This is a genomic window from Pseudomonas sp. BC42 (genome assembly GCF_021560055.1).
Taxonomy (GTDB): domain Bacteria; phylum Pseudomonadota; class Gammaproteobacteria; order Pseudomonadales; family Pseudomonadaceae; genus Aquipseudomonas.
In genome coordinates, this window is sequence record NZ_CP091067.1 from 5,779,392 (window position 1) to 5,796,374 (window position 16,983).

General features: G+C 62.8%; 19 protein-coding genes. 13 read left to right on the top strand and 6 right to left on the bottom strand.

Going from position 1 to position 16,983, the window contains the following annotated elements:
• Positions 1-104 precede the first annotated feature (104 nt).
• Entirely contained in the window at positions 105-563 is a 459-nt protein-coding gene (locus L1O02_RS26120; RefSeq protein WP_060837574.1) for a PAS domain-containing protein, read from the top strand.
• Positions 564-632: 69 nt separating this feature from the next.
• Complete coding sequence (locus L1O02_RS26125) at positions 633-1,238, top strand: hypothetical protein (protein ID WP_060837573.1); 606 nt, start codon at positions 633-635, stop codon at positions 1,236-1,238.
• A 22-nt stretch (positions 1,239-1,260) separates the two neighbouring features.
• Here L1O02_RS26125 and L1O02_RS26130 read toward each other — a convergent pair whose 3' ends face one another.
• Positions 1,261-2,220, bottom strand: a complete 960-nt coding sequence (locus L1O02_RS26130) for a MerR family transcriptional regulator (RefSeq protein ID WP_108544271.1) — start codon at positions 2,218-2,220, stop codon at positions 1,261-1,263.
• A gap of 212 nt (positions 2,221-2,432) precedes the next feature.
• Between L1O02_RS26130 and L1O02_RS26135 the strand changes: the two genes are divergently transcribed.
• The 6 genes from L1O02_RS26135 to L1O02_RS26160 all read left to right on the top strand — a co-directional run bounded on the left by L1O02_RS26135 (position 2,433) and on the right by L1O02_RS26160 (position 5,567).
• Complete coding sequence (locus tag L1O02_RS26135) at positions 2,433-3,002, top strand: antibiotic biosynthesis monooxygenase (RefSeq protein ID WP_016964754.1); 570 nt, start codon at positions 2,433-2,435, stop codon at positions 3,000-3,002.
• A 175-nt stretch (positions 3,003-3,177) separates the two neighbouring features.
• Positions 3,178-3,888: a dihydromonapterin reductase gene (folM, locus tag L1O02_RS26140; protein ID WP_108544269.1), complete on the top strand. Its 711-nt coding sequence runs from the start codon at positions 3,178-3,180 to the stop codon at positions 3,886-3,888.
• Between the two features lie 22 nt (positions 3,889-3,910).
• The gene (gene folE / locus L1O02_RS26145; protein WP_060837570.1) at positions 3,911-4,471 is read left to right on the top strand and encodes a GTP cyclohydrolase I FolE; all 561 of its coding nucleotides are present in this window, start codon (positions 3,911-3,913) and stop codon (positions 4,469-4,471) included.
• A gap of 2 nt (positions 4,472-4,473) precedes the next feature.
• Positions 4,474-4,845 (top strand): dihydroneopterin triphosphate 2'-epimerase, encoded by a 372-nt coding sequence (gene folX / locus L1O02_RS26150; protein ID WP_060837569.1) that lies wholly within the window; start codon positions 4,474-4,476, stop codon positions 4,843-4,845.
• Positions 4,846-4,939: 94 nt separating this feature from the next.
• Entirely contained in the window at positions 4,940-5,236 is a 297-nt protein-coding gene (locus L1O02_RS26155; protein ID WP_060837568.1) for a DUF1244 domain-containing protein, read from the top strand.
• Positions 5,229-5,567 (top strand): HopJ type III effector protein, encoded by a 339-nt coding sequence (locus L1O02_RS26160; protein ID WP_060837567.1) that lies wholly within the window; start codon positions 5,229-5,231, stop codon positions 5,565-5,567. The genes L1O02_RS26155 and L1O02_RS26160 overlap by 8 nt, the downstream gene beginning before the upstream one ends.
• 122 nt (positions 5,568-5,689) lie before the next feature.
• On the opposite strand, the gene trxB is transcribed toward L1O02_RS26160, so the two are convergent.
• Positions 5,690-6,652: a thioredoxin-disulfide reductase gene (gene trxB, locus L1O02_RS26165; RefSeq protein ID WP_060837566.1), complete on the bottom strand. Its 963-nt coding sequence runs from the start codon at positions 6,650-6,652 to the stop codon at positions 5,690-5,692.
• Between the two features lie 310 nt (positions 6,653-6,962).
• On the opposite strand from trxB, the gene cysZ reads away from it, so the two are divergent.
• Positions 6,963-7,712 (top strand): sulfate transporter CysZ, encoded by a 750-nt coding sequence (gene cysZ, locus L1O02_RS26170; protein ID WP_060842501.1) that lies wholly within the window; start codon positions 6,963-6,965, stop codon positions 7,710-7,712.
• A 45-nt stretch (positions 7,713-7,757) separates the two neighbouring features.
• Positions 7,758-9,041, top strand: coding sequence for a glycosyltransferase family 1 protein (locus tag L1O02_RS26175; RefSeq protein ID WP_060842500.1), 1,284 nt, complete (start codon positions 7,758-7,760; stop codon positions 9,039-9,041).
• Here the strand turns inward: L1O02_RS26175 and L1O02_RS26180 are convergent.
• The 3 genes from L1O02_RS26180 to L1O02_RS26190 form a co-directional block, all read right to left on the bottom strand.
• Positions 9,038-10,141 (bottom strand): NADH:flavin oxidoreductase, encoded by a 1,104-nt coding sequence (locus L1O02_RS26180; RefSeq protein ID WP_108544267.1) that lies wholly within the window; start codon positions 10,139-10,141, stop codon positions 9,038-9,040. The two genes, L1O02_RS26175 and L1O02_RS26180, sit on opposite strands and share 4 nt — an antisense overlap.
• A gap of 213 nt (positions 10,142-10,354) precedes the next feature.
• Positions 10,355-10,837 (bottom strand): glutathione peroxidase, encoded by a 483-nt coding sequence (locus tag L1O02_RS26185; RefSeq protein WP_016964799.1) that lies wholly within the window; start codon positions 10,835-10,837, stop codon positions 10,355-10,357.
• Positions 10,838-11,101: 264 nt separating this feature from the next.
• Positions 11,102-11,587 (bottom strand): peptidylprolyl isomerase, encoded by a 486-nt coding sequence (locus L1O02_RS26190; RefSeq protein ID WP_016964800.1) that lies wholly within the window; start codon positions 11,585-11,587, stop codon positions 11,102-11,104.
• Here L1O02_RS26190 and L1O02_RS26195 point away from each other — a divergent pair.
• Genes L1O02_RS26195 through L1O02_RS26205 form a run of 3 tightly spaced genes read left to right on the top strand, consistent with a single transcriptional unit; the run spans position 11,556 to position 14,957 of the window.
• On the top strand, positions 11,556-11,894 hold the full coding sequence (locus tag L1O02_RS26195) for a DUF3565 domain-containing protein (RefSeq protein WP_235758975.1): 339 nt from the start codon (positions 11,556-11,558) through the stop codon (positions 11,892-11,894). The two genes, L1O02_RS26190 and L1O02_RS26195, sit on opposite strands and share 32 nt — an antisense overlap.
• A gap of 57 nt (positions 11,895-11,951) precedes the next feature.
• The gene (gene pta, locus L1O02_RS26200; protein ID WP_235758977.1) at positions 11,952-14,051 is read left to right on the top strand and encodes a phosphate acetyltransferase; all 2,100 of its coding nucleotides are present in this window, start codon (positions 11,952-11,954) and stop codon (positions 14,049-14,051) included.
• Positions 14,052-14,957 (top strand): acyltransferase, encoded by a 906-nt coding sequence (locus L1O02_RS26205; protein WP_235758979.1) that lies wholly within the window; start codon positions 14,052-14,054, stop codon positions 14,955-14,957.
• Between the two features lie 120 nt (positions 14,958-15,077).
• On the opposite strand, the gene cysN is transcribed toward L1O02_RS26205, so the two are convergent.
• Positions 15,078-16,976 (bottom strand): sulfate adenylyltransferase subunit CysN, encoded by a 1,899-nt coding sequence (gene cysN / locus L1O02_RS26210; protein WP_060837560.1) that lies wholly within the window; start codon positions 16,974-16,976, stop codon positions 15,078-15,080.
• Positions 16,977-16,983 lie beyond the last annotated feature (7 nt).

A 16,983-nucleotide genomic window follows, 5' to 3' on the forward strand; every position in this document is an offset into this window, starting at 1 on the left:
TAAAATCCCCTTCCTGGCATCCCGCGCCTCTGGAGAGCCCCAGTGGACAGCGTGCCAGCATGTCTTAGAATCCAGCACCAACTGATCGATAGCGGAACTTCGGGATGATCAACGCGCATCTTCTGCAACGGATGATCGACGCCTCCAACGACGGGATTGTGGTCGCGGAACAGGAAGGCGAAGACAACATCGTGATTTACGTGAACCCGGCCTTCGAGCGATTGACGGGCTACAGCGCCGATGAGGTGCTTTATCAGGACTGTCGTTTCCTGCAGTCCGGAGACCGTGACCAGCCGGGACTGGAGCGGATTCGCCAGGCCCTGGGCAAGGGCCAGCCGTGCCGCGAGGTGCTGCGCAACTACCGCAAGGACGGCAGCCACTTCTGGAACGAGCTGTCGATCACTCCGGTGTTCAACGACAGCGACCAGCTGACCTATTTCATCGGTGTGCAAAAGGATGTCAGCGCACAGATCAAGGCTCAGCAACGGCTGCTCCAGCTGGAACAACAGTTGGCCGCGGCACAGGCCGAACTGGCCGCGTTCAAGGCGACCGACGGACACTAATAAAATCCATCTTTCGTGGTCTGTAGGGATATTCCCCGCCGATCTGTACTCCACCCTTCGAGCAACATCATGCAGCGTGACGCCCTTCTCACTCAGGATGAACTGGATTTCATCCGGACCATGCAGCACAACCCGCAGCTCAATGTGCGCGACAGCACATCCAGCCTGCTGGTCAATGGCGGCTCGCAGATCCGTGACTTGCTGACCCGCCTGGCCGCCAACGAAAAGGTCACCATCCAGGCGCACTTCGACAATCAGCAGATGACCTTTCCCCTGCAATTGGTGGAAGACGAGTTCCATGCCCTGCATCTGCGCCTGGGTGTGCCGAGCATCTTCGAGGACGGCCCGATGGTCCGGCCCTGGCGCCTGGCGCTGGAAGAACCGGTGGCCCTGGAAAACGCCAAGGGCCAGCCGGGACGCCTGTGGGTGCGGGAAGTGTCGTTCAAGGGCGTGTTGCTGGAGATCCGCAACCGGACCCGCCCGCCCAAGCAGTTCGCCCAGTGGTTCAGCCCCTCGGGGTATGAGCGGATTGCCCTGCATGGGCGCTTCGAGCGCCAGACCGAAGCCGGTTTCTATGCCTATCGCCTGGATCAGCGCGATGTGGAAGAAACCGAGCGCCTGCGCCAGTTCATCCTCCAGCAGCATCGCCACAGCCATCCGGCCCTGCACGCCTGAGGCGGGCGGGCCAACGGCGGGCTCAGGTATCCAGGCGCCCGCTGAGGAACTGCCGCAGGCGCTTCTGCATCAGGCGTCCCTCATTCCCCAGGCAGGCCACCGGCGAACCGCTGAGACGCTCCTGTGCCAGGTCCGCCGCATCTCCGGCCAGCATCAGCGGACAATCCAGGGTCAGCGCCAGACGCTGGAGACGCTTGGGCAGTTCCGCCGTGGGCGCATGATTGGAAAACACCACCAGGGCCACGGGCTGGAGCTTCTCGCAAACCAGGGTCAGCTCCTCCAAGGGCGCCCCCGGCCCCAGCAGACGCACACCGAGCTGGTCATGCCCGAGCATCAGCGCCGCCACCAACAGCTCCAGCTCGCGACACTGTTCGTTGAGCGCGGTCAGCAACAAGTGCCGGCTCTGCCCGGCCCGCTGCAACAACAGACGCTGAGTGATCCGCGCGCGCAGGAAACCGTCCAGAAACAACCACTCGCTGGTCTGGCCGAAACCGTCCCGAACCTGCAGCAGCTGCTTCCAGAACGGCAGGAAGATGTCCTGGAACACCACTGGCAGGGCGTAACTGGAAAAAATCTGCCCGTACAGACGCTCCAGCAGCTCCTCATCGAAGGCGCTCACCGCCAGCTTCAACTGATCGCGCCACTGGCCGTACTCGCCTTGCAGGGCATCGTCCAGCGGCGCCTTGCCCTGCGCCTGGGCAGCGCGGTTCTTGGCCAGGATCTTGCCGACCTTGCTCACCGCCACGCCACGCTCGATCCAGCCCAGAATCTCCCGCACCGCCTCAACATCGTGCATGGAATACAGGCGATGCCCACTTTCGGTGCGCGTGGGTTGAATCAGACCGTAGCGTCGCTCCCAGGCCCGCAGGGTCACCGGGTTGATGCCGGTCAGGCGCGCCACCTCACGAATCGGAAACAACTCGTCCTGAGCGACAGGGTCGGGGGCGGGCGTGACAGGGGCAAGTTCAGTCATGACGGGCATCTGGGGGAGAACACACCGGTAAACAAAGTGGCGCTCATTCTACTCTTCCCCGACGCAAATGCTTCAAGCCCGAGAAAAACCGACCGGCGTCGTTGGTCCCGCGCCAGCAATCGGGAATAATCCTTGCTTGTTTCAGGCGCGGCCCACTACCCCGGTGCCACGTCAAGCGCCTGCCTTATCCAGGCAGCGCATTGGTTTTACGGAGATACATAATGTCTACCTCACCCGTCACCCTGATGGTTGCCCGGCGCGTTGCCGACGGCCGTTACCAGGACCTGATCGCCTGGCTGCGCGAAGGCGAACAACTGGCCACCGACTTTCCCGGCTACCTGGGTTCCGGTGTCCTTGCACCACCGCCCGACGATGACGAATTCCAGATCATCTTCCGCTTTGCCGACGAACATACCCTGCACACCTGGGAGCACTCCGCCTCGCGTACCGCCTGGCTGGCCCGGGGCAGCGATCTGTTTGCCCACCCTTCGGAGCACCGGGTCAGTGGCATCGACGGCTGGTTCGGCGCCGCCGGACAACGGCCGCCACGCTGGAAGCAGGCCGTGGCCATCTGGCTGGCATTCTTCCCGGTATCGCTGCTGTTCAACTTCGTCCTCGGCCCCTTGCTCAGTGATCTGAGCCTGCTGCCCCGGGTGTTTGTCAGCACCCTGGCGCTGACCCCGCTGATGGTCTATTTCTTCATTCCGCTGTCCACCCGCCTGCTGGCCAACTGGCTCAACAGCACACCGGCGCGCGTATTGCCGAGCGCCCCCTCGACGCAAAATCCGTGATTTGCCGGCAAGCCGGCTCCTGCAGCACCTGGCGCAGCATTCGCGCCGAGCGCAGGAGCTGACTCGCCAGCGAAGAGCCGCGCAAGGTCGCTTTCGCCGACCAGCCTGTTGCCTGCAGGCACAGGTCCGCCCCTCGCTGGTATAGTTTTCCCACTACCCGCGACGCGAGCCCTCCATGAACGCCTCCCCCGCCCCGATCCTGATCACTGGCGCCAGCCAGCGTGTCGGCCTGCATTGCGCCCTGCGCTTGCTCGAAGACGGACAGCCGGTGATCGTCACTTACCGCAGCCTGCGCCCAGGCCTTGAAACCCTGCGTGAAAAAGGCGCGACCCTGCTGTTCGCCGACCTGTCCAGCGAGGCCGGAATCCTGGCCTTGATCAGCGAGCTGAAAACCCAAACCAACCGCCTGCGGGCCATCGTCCACAACGCCTCGGAGTGGCTGGAAGAAAGCCCGGGCGAGGAAAGCGCCGCCTTTACCCGGATGTTCAGCGTGCACATGCTCGCGCCCTACCTGATCAACCTGCACTGCGCGGAGTTGCTGCAGCGCTCGAGCCCCGCGGACATCATCCACATCAGCGACGACGTGACCCGCAAAGGCAGCAGCAAGCACATTGCCTACTGCGCCAGCAAAGCCGGGCTGGACAGCCTGACCCTGTCCTTCGCAGCGAAATACGCCCCGACAATCAAGGTCAACGGCATTGCTCCGGCCCTGCTATTGTTCAATCCCGACGACGACGCGGCGTACCGCGCCAAGACCCTGGCCAAATCCGCGCTGGGCATCGAACCCGGCAGCGAAGTGATCTACCAGAGCCTGCGCTACCTGCTGGACAACCCCTATGTCACCGGCACCACCCTGACCGTCAACGGCGGGCGACACATCAAGTAAGCCGGCCCCGCGAGGACCATGCATGAGCCTTTCCCTGCCCCAGCATTACCGCGAGATCCTCAAGGATCTGGGCGAAGACCCCGAGCGCGAAGGTTTGCTCGACACCCCCAAGCGCGCAGCCAAAGCCATGCAGTACCTGTGTCACGGCTACAGCCAGTCGCTGGAGGAGATCGTCAACGGCGCGCTGTTCGCCTCCGACAGCGATGAAATGGTGATAGTCGCCGACATCGAACTGTATTCGCTGTGCGAACATCACCTGCTGCCCTTCATCGGCAAGGCCCATGTGGCTTATATTCCCACCGGCAAGGTGCTGGGGCTGTCGAAGATCGCCCGCATCGTCGATATGTTCGCCAGGCGCCTGCAGATCCAGGAAAATCTCACCCGGGAAATCGCCGACGCGCTGCAGAGCGTGACCCAGGCCGCCGGCGTCGCGGTGGTGATCGAGGCCAAGCACATGTGCATGATGATGCGCGGCGTCGAGAAACAGAATTCCACCATGCACACCTCGGTGATGCTCGGCGCCTTCCGCGATTCGAGCACCACTCGCCAGGAATTCCTGCAATTGATTGGACGGAGCAAGTAGCAATGCCACAACTTCAGCCAGGAATGGCTCGTATCCGAGTCAAGGACCTGCTCCTGCGGACCTACATCGGAATCAACGAGGAAGAAATCCTCAACAAGCAGGATGTGCTGATCAACCTGACCATCCTGTACCCCGCCCAGGAGGCGGTGCGTGACAACGATATCGATCATGCGCTGAACTATCGCACCATCACCAAGGCGATCATCGCTCACGTCGAAGGCAATCGCTTCGCCCTGCTGGAGCGCCTGACCCAGGAACTGCTGGACCTGGTGATGAGCAACGACTCGGTGCACTACGCCGAGGTCGAGGTCGACAAGCCCCACGCCCTGCGCTTTGCCGAATCGGTATCGATCACATTGGCGGCAAGTCGCTAGCGCCAAGCGGCCGGTCAGGGCGATTGGGCTTTGACTGGCCGCCGGCAGCTTGTAGCTTGCAGCTGTTCCCATCCTTCTACGTGCAGTGAGTCTTATGTCCCCTCAACAACGCCTGGAACTGGAAGCCGCGGCCTTTCGCCGCCTGGTGGCCCACCTGGACAACCGCAAGGACGTGCAGAACATCGACCTGATGAACCTGGCCGGGTTCTGCCGCAACTGCCTGTCCAAGTGGTACAAGGCCGAGGCCGATGAACGCCAGATCGAGGTCAGCCTCGATGAGGCCCGTGAAGTGGTGTACGGCATGCCCTACGCCGAATGGAAAAATCTCTACCAGAAAGAAGCCAGCGCCGAGCAGCAAGCGGCGTTCGCCAAAGGAAAGCCCCATGACTGACCTGAACACCCTGCGCGCCAGCCTGAACAGCGGCGAACATGCTTTTGCCGACACCCTGGCCTTTGTCGCCGCCGGTTACCACTACCAGCCCCAGGCGTTCAACAACGGCGGCGTGGAAAACGCTGCCGGACAGAATGAAGGCTCGTGCAAGACCCTGGGCCTGGCCCTGCTGGAAGGCCTGAGCGACAACGAGGCCCTGCTGGCCTTTGGCGAACACTACCGCTCGGTACTGGCCACTCCCGAAGGCACTGATCACGGCAACATCCGCGCCCTGATCGCCCACGGCCTGGCCGGGGTGAAGTTCGCCGCCCAGCCGCTGACCCGCCGCTGATCCGGAGCCTGTAGCAGCCGGCTTGCCAGCGAAGGCGACAGCCTCGCCACCGACAAACCGGCTCCGACAGTGCAACCCCCATAAAAAAACCGGCTTGCGCCGGTTTTTTTATTGCCTGGAAATCAGTGTGCCGCGTTCTGCAGGCCGTCCAGGTAACGCTCGGTGTCCAGTGCTGCCATGCAGCCGGCGCCGGCCGAGGTGATGGCCTGACGGTACACGTGGTCGGCCACGTCACCGGCGGCAAAGATGCCTTCGACGCTGGTCGCGGTAGCGTTGCCGTCACGGCCGCCCTGCACCACCAGGTAACCGTCCTTGAGGGTCAGTTGGCCTTCGAACAGCGAGGTGTTCGGGGTGTGGCCGATGGCGATGAACACGCCGTCGACTTTCAGTTCGTCGAAGCTGCCGTCGTTGTTCTTCAGGCGCGCACCGGTCACACCCATGTTGTCGCCCAGGACTTCGTCGAGGTTGGCATTGAGCTTGAGGATGATCTTGCCTTCGGCCACACGGGCGTTGAGCTTGTCGATCAGGATCTTCTCGGCGCGGAAGGTTTCGCGACGGTGGATCAGGGTCACGGTGCTGGCGATGTTGGCCAGGTACAGGGCCTCTTCAACCGCAGTGTTGCCACCGCCGACCACGGCCACCGGCTTGTTGCGATAGAAGAAGCCGTCGCAAGTGGCGCAAGCGGAAACGCCCTTGCCCATGAAGGCTTCTTCCGAAGGCAGGCCCAGGTAACGGGCGCTGGCACCGGTGGCGATGATCAGGGCATCGCAGGTGTAGGTCGCGCTGTCGCCGGTCAGGGTGTAAGGCTTGGCGGCAAAATCCACGGCGTTGATGTGGTCGAAGACGATTTCGGTTTCGAAACGTTCGGCGTGCTCGCGCATCCGCTCCATCAGCGCAGGGCCGGTCAGGCCGTGCACGTCGCCAGGCCAGTTGTCGACTTCAGTGGTGGTGGTCAGTTGGCCGCCGGCCTGCATGCCGGTGATCAGCAGCGGCTTCAGGTTGGCACGGGCGGCATAGACGGCGGCGCTGTAACCGGCAGGGCCGGAACCGAGAATAATCACACGCGAATGACGTACTTCAGACATGACTCACTCCTATCGACCGGCCCAGGTGACCTGGCACGGAACGCCGGATTGCCGGCTGGAATAAAAAAGGACGGCGATACCTTGGGGAAGGCTTTGACTCGTCCGTCCAAAAAATAATGGGTGAAGCGTATAGAGGGGGCGAAGATTAAGGAAATACGGTTTAACAATCCAGCTCATAGGCGGTCTCTATCCTCTGCGGACTCATTTGAAAGGGTCTTTGTTACCGTTGATGTCGAGCTGATCGCACCACTTTCGCCCCCTGGGCAAAGCCGGTAAGGTCGGCGCGTTTTCCATCTGCTCGGAGCGCTCTATGCCCGCCCCCGTACTGTCCGGACCGCAATACCTGCGCGAAGGCCTGAAGCTGGTCCTCAGCCCTGGCCTGCGCCTGTTCGTGCTCCTGCCCCTGGCGATCAACCTGATACTGTTCGTCGGATTGATCTATTTCGCCGGCCACCAGTTCAGCCTGTGGATCGACAGCCTGATGCCGACCCTGCCGGACTGGCTGAGCTTTCTCAGCTACATCCTCTGGCCACTGTTCATGGTGCTGGTGGCGCTGATGGTGTTTTTCACCTTCACCATGCTGGCCAACATCATCGCCGCGCCCTTCAACGGCTTTCTATCGGAAAAGGTCGAAACCGTGGTCCGCGGCACCGATGATTTCCCGGCCTTCAGCTGGGGCGAGCTGATCGCCATGATCCCCCGCACCCTGTCCCGGGAAATGCGCAAGCTCGGCTACTTCCTGCCCCGGGCCATCGGCCTGTTCATCCTCTCGCTGATCCCGGTGATCAACCTGGTGGCCGCGCCCCTGTGGCTGCTGTTCGGCATCTGGATGATGGCCATCCAGTACATCGACTACCCGGCGGACAACCACAAGATGAGCTGGCAGGACATGCTCGCCTGGCTGCGGCAGAAGCGCTGGCAGAGCCTGGGCTTTGGCGGCATCGTCTACCTGGCGCTGATGATCCCCTTCGTCAACATCCTGATGATGCCGGCCGCCGTGGCCGGAGCGACGCTGTTCTGGGTGCGCGAGCGCGGGGTGGAGAACCTGCCGGGCAAATAGGCTGCCGGCGTCATAAATCCATCATCCGCACGTCACAATGGCGACATGGCCTCAGTCGACACTGAGGCCATGACGACCGCTCTGCATATCACCCTCATCACTGAAACCTTCCCGCCGGAAATCAATGGCGTGGCCAATACCCTTGGCCGCCTGTGCGATGGCCTGCGCGCCCGCGGGCATCAGGTGGAGCTGGTGCGCCCGCGCCAGGGCTGCGACCAGAGTCGGCCCAGCGATGAAGCGCTGCTGCTGTGCCGCGGCTGGCCGCTACCGGGCTATCCGGGGCTGCAATGGGGTCAGTCGTCGATGCACAAACTGCTGCGGCGCTGGAAACGCCAGCGCCCGGACGTGCTCTACATTGCCACCGAAGGTCCCCTGGGACTGTCTGCACTGCGGGCCGCCCAGCGCCTGGGGATCTCGGTGGTCAGCGGTTTCCATACCAACTTCCAGCAGTACTCCAGCCAATACGGCCTGGGTTTGCTGACTCGCCTGCTGACCCACTACCTGCGCTGGTTCCACAACCGCTCGAAGCTGACCCTGGTGCCCAGTGTCAGCCAGCGCCTGGAGCTGGAGCGCCGCCACTTCGAACGCCTGGCCCTGCTGTCCCGAGGCGTCGACAGCCAGTTGTTCCATCCGGCCAAGCGGCTCAATGAGTTGCGCAGCCATTGGGGCCTGGGCAACGACGACCTGGCGGTGATCCATGTCGGGCGCCTGGCGCCGGAGAAGAATCTCGGGCTGCTCAAGCGCTGCTTCGAACAGCTCAAGGCCAGTTATCCACAGCGTCGGATGAAGTTGATCGTGGTGGGTGACGGCCCACAACGTGCCGCCCTGGAAAAAAACCTGCCCGAAGCCCTGTTCTGCGGCAGCCAGCGCGGCGAGGCACTGGCGGCCCATTACGCCTCGGGGGATGTGTTCCTGTTTCCCAGCCTGACCGAAACCTTCGGCAATGTGGTGCTGGAAGCCCTGGCGTCCGGCTTGGCGGTGGTGGCTTACGATCAGGCCGCGGCAGCCCAGCATATCCGCCATGGCTACAACGGCGTGCTGGCCATGCCCGGGGATGAAGGCGCGTTCTGTGAGGCTGCCGGCTGGCTGCTGGAGGAAGCCGAAACCCTGCGCCGGGTACGTCTCAATGCCCGGCAACACGCCAGCCGCCAAGGGTGGCCCGCCGTGATCGAACAGTTTGAAGATCAGTTGCGCAATGCCTGCCAGCCGGCTCCAGCCGGAGACTACGAGGCAATGATCGAAGCGGCGCTGCAAAAAACGCCAGGTACGGTCAAGACACTCCAGGCGGTGAGAGGGCTGCCCCCCTCGCCGCCCGGAGCCGGACGTTAGACCAGGGTCATCAGGGCTTCGCGGCTGAACGGCAGAATGTCCTGCTCACGGCCTTCACGGACTTTCTGCGCCCAATCCGGATCCACCAGCAGGGCCCGGCCCACGGCCACCAGATCGAACTCGTCGTTGTTCAGGCGCTGCAGCAGGTTTTCCAGGCTGGCCGGCTGCGCCACCTTGTCGGTGTTGACCATGAACTGCAGGAACTCGCCGTCCAGGCCGACGCTGCCCACGGTGATGGTCGGCTTGCCGGTGAGCTTGCGGGTCCAGCCGGCCAGGTTCAGGTCCGAACCTTCGAACTCCGGCTCCCAGAAGCGCCGGGTCGAGCAGTGGAAGATATCCACACCGGCATCCGCCAGCGGCTTGAGGAATGCGCCCAGGGCTTGCGGAGTCTGTACCAGGCGAGCGCTGTAGTCCTGCTGCTTCCATTGGGAAAAGCGCAGGATGATCGGGAAGTCCGGGCCGACGGCGGCACGCACGGCCTGGATCAGCTCGATGGCGAAACGCGAACGCTGGGCCAGGTCGCCGCCATATTCATCGGTGCGCTGGTTGCTGCCTTCCCAGAAGAACTGGTCCACCAGATAACCGTGGGCGCCGTGGATTTCCACGCCATCCATGCCGATGCTCTGGGCATCCTTGGCGGCCTGGGCGAAAGCGGCGATCACCTCCCGGATGTCCTCGTGGGTCATGCCATGCACCACCACCTTGCCATCCTTGAGCTTCTCACTGGGGCCGTAGCCGGGCACGCTGGCATCCGGCTCGGTGCCCAGGCGCCGCACATTGCCCACATGCCACAGCTGCGGGACGATCTTGCCGCCCTCGGCATGAACCGCGTCCACCACCTTCTTCCAGCCGGCCAGGGCCGCTTCGCCATAAAACTGCGGCACGTTGGGGTAACCGTTGGCGGCCTTGTGTCCGACCGTGGTGCCCTCGGTGATGATCAGGCCCACGCCGGCGGCGGCACGGCGCCGGTAATACTCGATGACCTTGGCGTTGGGCACCCCACCCGGGGAAAACGAGCGGGTCATGGGCGCCATCACCACGCGGGTCGGCAGCTCCAGCGCGCCGAGTTGAAAGGGTTTGAACAAGGCTTGAACAGGCATGCTGCACTCCGACAAAAAGGCTTGAGTCGATATTCGACGCACAAGACTGCGCCGGGTACCGGCCCCGGCGCACTTATGATGGGGATAATATTCATCCCCCAAAGCCCTGCACAGCATTATTGATTTAAGTGATTTAGATGCAAAAACGCCGCATGAGAGCGGCGCGAGGCAGGCAATAACAATGGGCCGGGCGGGTGCACCCGGCTGGCCGCCTCAGCTCAAGGCCTTCTCGATAGCCTGGACCACGGTGGGATCATCCGGCGCGGTGCGTGGCGAGAAGCGCGCCAGAACCCGGCCATCCTTGCCCAGGAGGAATTTTTCGAAGTTCCAGGTGATGTCCCCCGGAAACTCGGCCCCCTCGCCCGCCAGCAAACGGTACAGCTGATGCCGCTCGGGACCGTTGACCTCGAGCTTGCTGCTCAGGGGAAAGGTCACCCCGTAGTTGAGGCTGCAAAACTCCTGGATCTGCTGCTCGGTGCCCGGCTCCTGCCCGGCGAACTGATTGCAGGGCAGGCCCAGTACGCTGAACCCCTGGCCCTTGTATTGCTGGTAGAGATTTTCCAACGCCGCATATTGTGGTGTCAGACCACATTTGGAGGCGACGTTGACCACCAGCACGACTTGCCCCTTGAAGGGCGCGAGCGGCAGCTCCTGACCATCCAGGGCTTTCAATTTAAGGTCGTGAAAAGCACTCATGACGAACTCCAAATTCCTGTGTTCTTACAGAAAACAGCCTCTCGACAGTACAGCCAAAAGCCGCGGACTAAAAAGGCGCCCTCGCAGGCTGTGTGAAAACGTCGCGAGTGCAGGCAAGACAAGGCAAAAACAGGCGAGGAAGCGGAGTTTAGGAGCCCAAATGAGCATTCCGAGCCTGTTTTTAACGCAGTATTGCCAAACGCAGTAGTTTTCACACAGCCTGCTCGGGCGCCTCTCCAGCACGCTTGAGCTTAGCGCAGAAAATCAGTGGTGATGGCCACCTTCGCCATGGACGTGGCCATGAGCGATTTCTTCCTGGCTGGCATCACGGATGGCAACGATCTTGACCTGGAAGTTCAGGCGCTGACCGGCCAGCGGGTGGTTGCCGTCGACGGTCACGTCGTCGCCGTCCAGGTCACGGATGGTCACGATCTGCATCTGGCCGTCCGGAGCGGATGCGTGGAACTGCATGCCCACTTCCAGCTCGTCGACACCTTCGAACATGCTGCGGCTCAGGGTGCTGACCAGTTCGGCAGCGTATTCGCCGTAGGCATCTTCAGGTTCTACGGAAACGTTCAGCTCGTCACCGACTTGCTTGCCTTCCAGAGCCTTTTCCAGACCAGGAATGATGTTACCTGCGCCTTGCAGGTAAACCAGCGGGGCGCCGCCGGCAGAGCTGTCGATGACCTCACCAGCGTCATTGGTGAGGGTATAGTCGATGGAGACAGCCTTATTGGCGGCGATCAGCATGGGGCGGGACCTTTTGCATAAGAATGAAGAGCGTCGAAGTTTAGCGAAGCAATCGCTCGAAAGCGAACGGAACCCGGACCAACGGAACGGGAAAAGCCGGCCGACAATTCGTGGATTTCATCAGGATGAAGACGGCCACTGGGTGGTGGAGCTGTCCTGCGGCCATACCCAGCACCTGCGCCACCAGCCCCCCTGGCAATCCCGGGCCTGGGTCCTAGACACACAGCGGCGGGCAGAAAAAATAGGCCAGCCCTTTGACTGTGGCTGGTGTGCTCAGACCCCGGGAAGCGATAACCTTAGCGCCTGACGATTCGGCAGACGGCCTTAGACCGTCGCCCTTGCCATGCACCTTCCGAGAATTCGCATGCAAACTTTTTTTATCGCGCCCACCGATTTTGGTGTGGGTCTGACCTCCATCAGCCTCGGGCTGGTGCGTACCCTGGAACGGGCCGGCCTCAAGGTCGGCTTTTTCAAACCCATTGCCCAGCCTCATCCGGGCGATACCGGTCCCGAGCGCTCCACCGAGCTGGTGGCCCGCACCCACGGTCTGAAACCGCCACAACCCCTGGGCCTGGCCCATGTCGAACGGATGCTCGGCGACGGTCAGCTGGATGAGCTGCTGGAGGAAATCATCACCCTCTACCAGCAAGCCGCCATCGGCAAGGACGTGCTGATCGTCGAAGGCATGGTGCCGACCCGCAGCGCCAGCTACGCCGCCCGGGTCAACCTGCACCTGGCGAAAAGCCTGGATGCCGAGGTGATCCTGGTGTCCGCCCCGGAAAACGAAGTGCTCACCGAACTGTCCGGCCGGGTCGAGCTGCAGGCACAGTTGTTCGGCGGCCCGCGGGACCCGAAAGTGCTGGGTGTGATCCTCAACAAGGTGCGCACCGATGAAAGCATGGAGGCCTTCTCCGCACGCTTGAAGGAGCATTCACCGTTGCTGCGCAGCGGCGACTTCCGCCTGCTGGGGTGCATTCCCTTCCAGCCGGAACTCAACGCCACACGCACCCGCGACGTAGCAGAGCTGATGGGAGCCCAGGTGCTCAACGCCGGCGACTACGAAAGCCGGCGCATGACCAAGATCATCATTTGCGCCCGCACCATGCGCAACACCGTGGAGCTGCTCAAGCCCGGCGTGCTGGTGGTGACGCCAGGGGACCGCGACGACATCATCCTCGCCGTGAGCCTGGCGGCGATCAACGGCGTGCCCCTGGCCGGCCTGCTGCTGACCAGCGACACCCTGCCCGACCCACGGATCATGGAGCTGTGCCGTGGCGCCCTGAACGCCGGCCTGCCGGTGCTGTCGGTCAGCACCGGGTCCTACGACACCGCCAACCAGCTCAATGGCCTGAACAAGGAAATCCCCATCGATGACCGCGAGCGCGCGGAAATCATCACCGACTTCGTCGCCAGCCACCTGGACGCCAACTGGCTGCACCAGCGCTGCGGCACCCCGCGGGAAATGCGCCTGTCGCCGGCCGTGTTCCGCTACCAGTTGATCCAGCGAGCCCAGCAGGCCAACAAACGCATCGTCCTGCCCGAAGGCAGCGAGCCGCTGACCGTACAGGCCGCCGCCATCTGCCAGGCCCGTGGCATTGCCCGTTGTGTGCTGCTGGCCAAGCCGGAGGAAGTTCATGCGGTGGCCCGGGCCCAGGGCATCGAGTTGCCCGAAGGCCTGGAGATTCTCGACCCGGACCTGATCCGCGAGCGCTACGTGGAGCCCATGGTTGCCCTGCGCAAGAGCAAGAGCCTCAACGCGCCCATGGCCGAGCAGCAACTGGAAGACCCGGTGGTGATCGGCACCGTGATGCTGGCCCTGGATGAAGTGGACGGCCTGGTATCCGGGGTGATCCACTCCACCGCCAACACCATCCGTCCGGCCCTGCAACTGATCAAGACCGCCCCGGGGTGCACCCTGGTGTCTTCGGTGTTCTTCATGCTGTTCCCCGAGCAGGTGCTGGTCTACGGCGACTGCGTGATGAACCCGCACCCCAGCGCCAGCGAGCTGGCGGAAATCGCCTTGCAGAGCGCCGATTCGGCGGCGGCCTTCGGCATCACTCCACGGGTGGCAATGATCAGCTACTCCAGCGGCGATTCGGCCAGCGGCGAAGAAGTGGAGAAAGTCCGCGAGGCGACCCTGCTGGCCCACGAAGCCCAGCGCTCACTGCTGATCGACGGCCCGCTGCAATACGACGCCGCGGCCAACGAGAACGTCGCCCGACAACTGGCGCCCAACAGCCAGGTGGCAGGCAAGGCCACGGTGTTCGTGTTCCCCGACCTGAACACCGGCAACACCACCCACAAGGCCGTGCAGCGCAGCGCCGATTGCGTGAGCCTGGGCCCGATGCTGCAAGGCCTGCGCAAACCCGTGAACGACCTGCCCCGGGGCGCCCAGGTGGACGACATCGTCTACACCATCGCCCTGACCGCGATTCAAGCCGCCAACCGACCCATGGATGTCTAAATGCTGGAATTTCTACCTGCCGTCGTGCGCGGGATCATTGCCTCGATCCTGCTGGCGCTGAACACCCTCCTGCTGTGCTCGTTCCTGTTCTGCGTGGCGATCTGCAAGGCCCTGCCCTTCGCCCTCACCCAGCGCTTGACTCACTGGCTGATGAACCACACCCACGAAGCCTGGATCAGCAACAACAAGGCCTGGATGCAGCTGGTGTGCCGCACCCGCTGGCATGTGCAGGACCTGCAAGGCCTGGATTACCAGCACTCCTACCTGGTCACCAGCAACCACCAGAGCTGGGTCGACATCATGGTCCTGCAGTACGTGTTCAACCGGCGCATTCGCCCGTTGAAGTTCTTCCTCAAGCAGGAGTTGATCTGGGTGCCGGTGATTGGCCTCGCCTGGTGGGCTCTGGGCTTCCCGTTCATGAAGCGCTACTCCAAGGCCTACCTGGAAAAGCATCCGGAGAAGAAAGGCAAGGACCTGGAAACCACCCGCAAGACCTGCGCGAAGTTTCGCAACAACCCGGTGGGCATCTTCAACTTCGTCGAAGGCACGCGCTTTACCGACGCCAAGCACACCCAGCAGCAATCACCGTTTCGCTACCTGCTCAAGCCCAAGGCCGGTGGTATCGCCTTTGTGTTGGACGCCATGGGCGAGCAACTGCAATCGATCATCGATGTGACCCTGCACTACCCCGCTGGCCGGCCCGGTTTCTGGGACCTGTTGTGCGGCAGGGTCAAGGATGTGGTGGTGCGCTTTGAAGAGGTACGGATTCCGCCGCAGTTCATTGGCAAGAACTACGAACAGGACACGGCCTATCGCCAGGAATTCCAGGGCTGGATCAACCAGCAGTGGCTGGCCAAGGATGCGCTGCTGGAAGTGCTGCATCGAGAGTATCCGGCAAAATCCTGAGGGCCTCTTCGCTGGCAAGCCAGCTCCTACGGAGCTGTACCGTCCTGGCCGGGGAAGGCTAATTCAAGCGCACAAAAAAGCCCGCAGCCGATCACTCGACTGCGGGCTTTTGGCTACGGCTTAGATCGCGCCGCGGCTGCGCAGCAGGTCCAGCACCTGCTTGACGCTCTCTTCCACCGACAGCGCCTGGGTGTCGATCACCAGATCGGCATTGAGCGGCACGTCGTAAGGGAAGGATTCGCCCGGGATGTTATCCCCACCCGCCGCGTACAGGCCTTGCGGATCACGCTCGGCGCACACCGCAGGCGATGCCTGGACATACACCGTCAGCAGACGCTCCTTGCCGATCAGGTCCTTGGCCTGCTCGCGCCCTTCGGCACTCGGTGCCACGAACGCGGCCAGGGTCAGCAGGCCGGCTTCGTTGAACTGACGGGCGACGTGGGCCGCACGGCGCCAGTTCTCGGTCCGCCCGGCACGGTCCTGGGGCAGGCCCTTGTTCAGGTCGTGCCGCAGGTTCTGGCCATCGAGCACGTACACCGCACGGCCCATATCGAACAGCTTGCGCTCCACGGCGTAGGCCAGGGTGCTCTTGCCGGCGCCCGACAGGCCGCTGAACAGCACGGTGGCCGGTTGCTGGCCGAAGCGCTGGGCACGCTCTTCGGTGGCCACATGAGCCAGCTTGCCATGGTGGGTGGCGCTGCCATGGGCCACCGGCTGGGCGATGATCATGCCGGCGCCGACGGTGCCGTTGGTCAAGCGGTCGATGACGATGAAAGCGCCGGTGGTGCGGTTGCTTTCGTAGCCATCCAGGGCGATCGGTGCATCGAGGCTGATCTTGACCTTGCCGATCTCGTTCAGTTGCAGCGCGCTGGCCGCGCCCTCTTCCAGGGTGTTCACATCCACCTTGTGGTTGATGCTGGCGATCGAGCCCGGCACGTAGCTGGTCGCACGCTTGATGTCGTATTTCTTGCCCGGCAGCATCGGCTCTTCGGCCATCCACACCAGCATGGCTTCGAAGCTGTCGGTGACCGGCGGCACGTTGTCGGCATGCACCAGCAGGTCGCCGCGGGAGATGTCGATCTCGTCTTCCATGGTCAGGGTCACGGCCTGGCCAGGACCGGCCTGCTCCAGCTCGCCCTCGAAGGTGACGATGGACTTGACCCGGCTGCTCTTGCCCGACGGCAGCACCACGACTTCGTCACCCTTGTGCACGATGCCGCTGGCCAGGGTGCCGGCAAAACCACGGAAGTTCAGGTTCGGACGGTTGACGTATTGCACCGGGAAACGCAGGTCGGTGAAGTTGCGGTCACCGGCCACTTCCACGGTTTCGAGGATTTCCATCAGCGACTGCCCGGTGTACCAGGGCGAACGCTCGCTCTTGTTCACCACGTTGTCGCCCTTGAGCGCCGACATCGGCACGAAGTGCAGGCTGGTGGGCTGCAACTTCAGGCCCTGGGCAAACTTCAGGTAGTCGGCCTTGATCGACTCGAACACGCCTTCATCGAAGTTCTTGAGGTCCATCTTGTTGATGGCGACGACGATGTGCTTGATGCCCAGCAGCGAGGCGATGAAGCTGTGACGACGGGTCTGGGTCTGCACACCGTAGCGGGCATCCACCAGGATGATCGCCAGGTCACAGGTGGAAGCACCGGTGGCCATGTTACGGGTGTACTGCTCATGGCCTGGGGTGTCGGCGATGATGAACTTGCGTTTGGCGGTGGAGAAATAGCGATAGGCGACATCGATGGTGATGCCCTGCTCGCGCTCGGCCTGCAGGCCATCGACCAGCAACGCCAGGTCGATGTCGTCACCGGTGGTGCCGACCTTCTTCGAATCCCGGGTGATGGCTTCCAGATGGTCTTCGTAGATCATCTTCGAGTCGTGCAGCAGGCGCCCGATCAGGGTGCTCTTGCCGTCGTCGACGTTGCCGCAGGTGAGAAAGCGCAGCAGCTCTTTGCGTTCGTGCTGGCCCAGGTACGCGAGGATGTCCTCGCTGATCAAATCAGATTGATGCGACATGACAGCC